This window comes from Ethanoligenens sp. (genome assembly GCF_047718355.1).
Lineage (GTDB): Bacteria > Bacillota > Clostridia > Oscillospirales > Ethanoligenentaceae > Ethanoligenens.
Window position 1 is genome coordinate 1 of the sequence record NZ_JBDNLG010000136.1, and the last position, 4556, is coordinate 4556.

At 43.5% G+C, this 4556-nt stretch carries 5 protein-coding genes and 1 pseudogene; 3 read left to right on the top strand and 3 right to left on the bottom strand.

Features of this window, described 5'->3' with window-relative positions:
• Window positions 1-219: 219 nt before the first annotated feature.
• From ABF463_RS13945 to ABF463_RS13955, 3 genes are all read right to left on the bottom strand, one after another.
• Entirely contained in the window at window positions 220-669 is a 450-nt protein-coding gene (locus ABF463_RS13945) for a hypothetical protein (protein WP_415534552.1), read from the bottom strand.
• A gap of 287 nt (window positions 670-956) precedes the next feature.
• Window positions 957-1700, bottom strand: a complete 744-nt coding sequence (locus tag ABF463_RS13950; RefSeq protein ID WP_415534554.1) for a hypothetical protein — start codon at window positions 1698-1700, stop codon at window positions 957-959.
• Between the two features lie 11 nt (window positions 1701-1711).
• The gene (locus ABF463_RS13955; protein WP_415534556.1) at window positions 1712-2458 is read right to left on the bottom strand and encodes a hypothetical protein; all 747 of its coding nucleotides are present in this window, start codon (window positions 2456-2458) and stop codon (window positions 1712-1714) included.
• A gap of 268 nt (window positions 2459-2726) precedes the next feature.
• On the opposite strand from ABF463_RS13955, the gene ABF463_RS13960 reads away from it, so the two are divergent.
• The 3 genes and pseudogenes from ABF463_RS13960 to ABF463_RS13970 all read left to right on the top strand — a co-directional run bounded on the left by ABF463_RS13960 (window position 2727) and on the right by ABF463_RS13970 (window position 4429).
• Window positions 2727-3416, top strand: a complete 690-nt coding sequence (locus tag ABF463_RS13960; protein WP_415534557.1) for a putative quinol monooxygenase — start codon at window positions 2727-2729, stop codon at window positions 3414-3416.
• Window positions 3417-3535: 119 nt separating this feature from the next.
• A pseudogene (locus ABF463_RS13965) lies at window positions 3536-4015 on the top strand (helix-turn-helix domain-containing protein); the annotation flags it as partial.
• Between the two features lie 219 nt (window positions 4016-4234).
• Window positions 4235-4429 (top strand): hypothetical protein, encoded by a 195-nt coding sequence (locus ABF463_RS13970; RefSeq protein ID WP_415534559.1) that lies wholly within the window; start codon window positions 4235-4237, stop codon window positions 4427-4429.
• Window positions 4430-4556 lie beyond the last annotated feature (127 nt).

Here is a 4556-nt window from a genome sequence, read left to right on the forward strand (position 1 = left end):
TATTTGTTCCATGACCCAATAATATATATATTACTAACTTTGATAATTTCAAAACCGGTTGCACCGGCAATTGTGGTGCTAATATGCTTTTTTTCGAGCGTGGCGGCATCGTTGGCGTTAACAACTGTCGTTGAAAAATTACATCTGAGCATTATCATCGGCGGGCCATCCGCAAAACATTAAGCTACGGCGGCCAGATAAACAAAAATTTCAAATGAATCACCCTTTCAACCGCACACGACCATATGCACCCGGATTGATATCTTCGGCAGCTATCCCGATTTGTGTCGTACCAGAAACTTGTATACTGACTCCATCGGTGGAATATGCTGTCGCCCCTGCCGCAATCCCCGCAGAAGTGTTGTTGAGATATTCGCCATACCAGTTGGTAATTTCGCTTTGATACTGATTATATACATATTCTTGCGATACGGCGGAATCACCCAGCACGGAATTTATGGCAGAAATGATCGTGGCATTATCCATAGACGTATAGTTTTGATTAAAAGTCACGGTATACGCCGTGCCTCCAGCCATTACGGTAAGCGTTTGCGAAGATGTAGAACAGTCTCCCAGCCTGCGCCCCAATGTGTTGTTTACTGTAGTTGTAGGTGGATTTCCCACTTGAATCCCTGAAATATCCAATTCCCCGGTGATTTTGCTTTGCAATCCTCCTGCACCGGAAAATGATTTATAATTTCCAAAAATTAAGTTTACTGCCGATCCAGACACAGCGTGGTTGGATGCGGAGATAATCTGCAACGCAGTCCCGCGCAGTTGATTTACAATCGGAACGGTATTTGTATGTCCTATAATTGTGATTTCGGCGTGATCTGCATACTGTGATGCTTGCTGTGTTGACACCCACGGTGTGTCGGCTAAAAGGATCGGCCCATGCTAATCGGAATAGACTAGCTAAAGGAGCAAAAAATATGGCAATTATCGATCCGACCGCATCAGTATCGTGGCAGGAGGCGGCTGCAATCAGCGGCAGCAACGACAACAATTTGCAATTCCAAATCGGCAGCGCAATATCTGGGTCTCCGCACGCCGTTTTTGTAATGGAACGGTACGGTATTTGTGCCTCCCGTGTTAATGTAGATGTCCCCGGTAAACCCGTCTGTTCCCCCGTACCCGGAAAGCAGTCCGTTTTGATAATGCTGCCTCATGTTCCCGAGCACGTAATCCCCGGTGTACCCCGGAAAATTTGGTATAGTCGAACTATTTCCTTGGTCATCCGATGAAAAATCCAATTTCCCTCCGGGTGTTGTGATGTGTGTATATCCGTCTGTATCGATCCAGATTTTAAGAAATGGAGTTTTGTTTGTGTTGTCTTTGTAATACAGTGCAAATCCGTTTGAGCCTGTACCAACTTCCGCGTACATAGTAGAATTAAGCCCGGTCAGTATCGACGAATATAGACCATTGGCATCCAATTCCTGCACCAGTGTCCAGTCATCAGCTGTATTTGGCCGCGAGTACACGGAAAAACAGTTTGTGGCGTTCATTGTAACTTTTTTTAGTCCATCTTGGCTAATCGCCATGAATCCGTTTTGACGGTCAATTGATACATTGCTGTATTGCGCCGCTTGCTGCACACTATTTGCAATTCCGATCTGCATCGAGGCCACGGAATCGGCAAGATCGCTCACAAACTGCCCGACGGTAAATTTGTCACCAGTGTGGTCATCCCAATGCATTTCCAAGGTTACTATACGTTGCGTGCGGATATCCTCGCCAAGCAAATCGTTTTAATGCGCACGGTATCGCCGCACTCAGCGTAATCGCGCGGTGTGGCATCCAGCGCATATTGTCGTCTGGCCGCGTCGAGACTGTATGTGGTGGTATTTTGGTCGGCATCGTCCTCAAAGTCCAAATCAGCCAAATTACGTCCAAATTTAAAGGTCATGCCGCGATCTGCACCCCAGCGAACCGGCGCATTGACCGTAAAGTTGTCAAATTGCGGTTCCACGCCAAGTGATACAAGACCCTGTATTGCCGTATACGCGGATATGGGCTGCGTGTTTCCGGGGCTGTACGAGCCAGATACGCCAGAGCAGGTACCCACCGAAAACTGCGTGGATGCCTTGACCCCGTTTGCATCCACGGCTTGATCGAAGATGTCGGAGATGATTTCCTGCGCCGTGCCGACGAATGCATACCCGGCAGGTATGGTGTAGTTGTCCAATCGGCGGCAGACATGGTAGGCCATCGTCACAGATGTGGTATTTTTGCTACCGGAATTGCGAGTGAATCGTTTATGGTCAAATTTTTGACCGTGTATCTCATAGACTGCGCCACGCTGAATGTATGAGCGCATGGGGTTTAGATTTGTCACCGAGAAAGCCAATGACCATTGCCGCATCAGCTCTTGTATTTCCACACATTCAAAATACTCGGTAGTGCGCCCGGCGCAGGTGCCAGATGGTTGGTAAAAATAAATCTTTGGTTTATCCATCACGCTGCCTCCATTGGTGCAAACTCAACGGCAACGGTCACGCAGTACGACCACGCACCTGCGACGCCTGCGACGTGGATTGTGTTTTGACCCGGTTGCAAGATAAAGTAATCATCGTGGCCATTTGGATAATCCACGTTACCAAATAGATGGTAGGAAAAGGTACACTCAGATGCTATAATATATAAAAACAGCCCATCAGAATGCGTGGCAATTCACAAACTGATTGACTGCTAAAGAAAGATTTACTAATGACGGAGGCGTTTGCATGAACAGCAAATTGGAGTTTGATTCGGAGTTTTGCAATGTTAGATATATTGAAAATGAAAACGTGGTGTTTCTAACATGGAAAAAATTTGCACACTTGAACAATTACAGAACACCTACCTTGTTTGTATTGGATTTATTGAAACAATTTCCGCATAGTAATTTTGTTGTTGATGCAAGGAATGGATTTGAAGACGATAAAGAAGATGTAGATTGGGGTTTCTCTGAGCTGCTTCCCAATATGTCAAAAACTGATTGTGAATACGTTATATTCATCATGCCCGAGACGGAGAACCTTGAAGACGAAATGGACATGTGGACAAAAGAGTTCGGAAAGTATTTTGCAGTCGTTAAAGTAAACAGTTATGAACAGGCCATTAGCAAAATTCATAACCGAATTATTGTAAACGTCAAATATGCAATCAAACCAGGTAAACGGGATGAATTTCTTGAAAAAGTAATTGAAAATGGAATTATGGAAGCTTCAAGGGCAGAACCGGGCAATTACAAATATGAATATTATAAACCCGTAGATTCAGAAGATATCTTGTTTTTAATGGAAATGTGGGTAAGCAACAAAGCTCAGGCGACACATGGCAAAACAGAACATTATAGGCGGTTACAGTCTTTGAAAAAAGAGTATGTTATCAATGTGACTATTGAAAAATATAGCGCAAGCACAATAGAATAAAAGGCACACCCGCGGAGTAAACCACATGCCTTTTAACCAAGGACAAAACATCACATAAAAAGTCGGGCATGGTCGCATGAAAATTGATATGATTGATACGCAGAGAGGAGGCAGTAACTGTGGGATGGATTGAAGGAATCGGTGAAGCAATCAGCTATATCGAAGAAAATATAACTGAGGAACTGGCAATAGAAAGCATTGCAAAACGGGCATTTGTGTCTCCGTTTTACTTTCAAAGGGGATTTGCAATGCTCTGCGGGTTTACGGTTTCGGAGTACATCCGGCAGCGCAGGCTCACACTTGCCGGCAGTGAGCTTGTTTCTACGGATGAAAAAATCATCGATATCGCTTTGAAATATGGTTATGATTCACCGGATAGTTTCACAAAAGCTTTCACTCGTTTTCACGGTGTCACCCCTACTGCTGTTCGGAAAGATGGAGCAATGATAGAATCTTTTGCTTGTCTCAAAATCAAATTTTCATTGGAGAGCTGTTACACAATGGACTACAAAATCGTTGAGAAGGATTCATTTACGGTCATTGGCACATCGAAGGTATTCAAGTACGATAATGCGAAAGAGGAGATTCCGCAGTTCTGGGGTGCGGATACGGCTTTGCTTTATTCTCCGGCAATCAGGGTCATAAAGCCATTTGCACGCTGGCCATGGTGAAAAGCACACACTCGGATGCTATAATATATAAAACAGCCAATCAGAATGCGTGGCTATCCGCAAACTGATTGACTGCGTAAATTTAGCTGAATACACTTTTATTAATTAATTATTGGATGAACTGACATTATTGTAAGGAGAGCATTTATGGGATTCGTAAGTAAACTGTTTGGAAAGAAAAAAGAACCAGATCATGTCCAGCCAGATGAGGGGCGTATAAAAGAAAATATACAGCCGAAAACGATTGACGTAAATAAGCCAGTTGAAAATCCAAAATTGAAAGAACTATTAAGGCAATTTAATTTAAACAGGTCATTCATTATGTCGTTAGTCCTGCTTTGATTAAAAGATGAAAAAACACATGGTATCCATTCAGCGATAATATGATTATTGATCGGGAATTAATTGAACATTTGAAAACAAGAAAAGATATTTTCTTAAATGCCTAAGCCAAAAAGGAAGTAACTAA